Source organism: Streptomyces sp. 549 (genome assembly GCF_030124175.1).
GTDB lineage: Bacteria > Actinomycetota > Actinomycetes > Streptomycetales > Streptomycetaceae > Streptomyces.
Genome location: NZ_JASKMT010000067.1, coordinates 1 through 910 on the forward strand (window position 1 = coordinate 1; position 910 = coordinate 910).

1 protein-coding gene is annotated in these 910 nt (G+C 66.7%); it reads left to right on the top strand.

The window, feature by feature from the left end; all coding sequences use genetic code 11:
* Positions 1-98 precede the first annotated feature (98 nt).
* Entirely contained in the window at positions 99-896 is a 798-nt protein-coding gene (locus tag QNO07_RS27475) for a transposase family protein (RefSeq protein WP_283995255.1), read from the top strand.
* Positions 897-910 lie beyond the last annotated feature (14 nt).

The following is a 910-nucleotide window of genomic DNA, read 5'->3' on the forward strand; positions in this document are numbered from 1 at the left end:
TTCCGATCGTGCCCCGATCGGGTGGCTGTAGGGCCGTGACGTACGAAGCTCCCTACCCGTTGCGATAGTGCCAACCGTCGCACGGAGTAAGGAGCTTCGTGGTCACCTATCGTGCCACTCTCGCGCTGCCTGATGCCCTGGTTTCCTGGGTAGAGGACCTGATCGGTACCCGAAGGTGTGAGCTGAGCAGCCCCTGGCGGGCTCTGACCTCCTTCGACCAAGCCGTCATGGTCTTGGTATACCTCGCCAAAGGCGATACCTTCGCCCAGCTCGGAGCCCACTTCGGCGTCAGCACCGACACCGCCTGGCGCTACGTCAACGAGGGCATCGACGTACTGGCCGCCCACGCACCCGACCTGTCCGACGCCGTGACTGCCTCCGGAACACGGCGTCGACTGCTGCTGGACGGGACGCTGATCCGCACCTGGCGCTGCGCGGGCCTGGCCACCGAGACCAACCCCGACCCGCTCTACAGCGGAAAGCACCACGACCACGGAGTCAACGTCCAAGCCCTGACCGGCCAGGACGGCACGCTGGCCTTCCTCGGGGAAGCCCGCCCCGGATCGACCAACGACCTCCCCGCCGCCCGTGCCGACGGCATCATCACCGCCGTCACCGAAGCCGACGTGGAGACCGCCGCGGACCTGGGCTACCTGGGCGCCGGCGGCACCGTCCGTACCCCGGTCCGCCGCCCGAAAGGCAAAGGCCACAACGGCCACGAGAAACGGGCCAACTCCACACACGCCACACTCCGAGCACCCGTCGAACGAGCCTTCGCCGCCCTGAAACGCTGGCGAATCCTGGACCTCGTACGCATCAGCCCGAACCGCATCACCGACCTGCTGCACGCCATCCTCGCGGTCATGCAGAAACGATCTTCACTCCCCAGAGCGTAGATCGGAAACGCTCA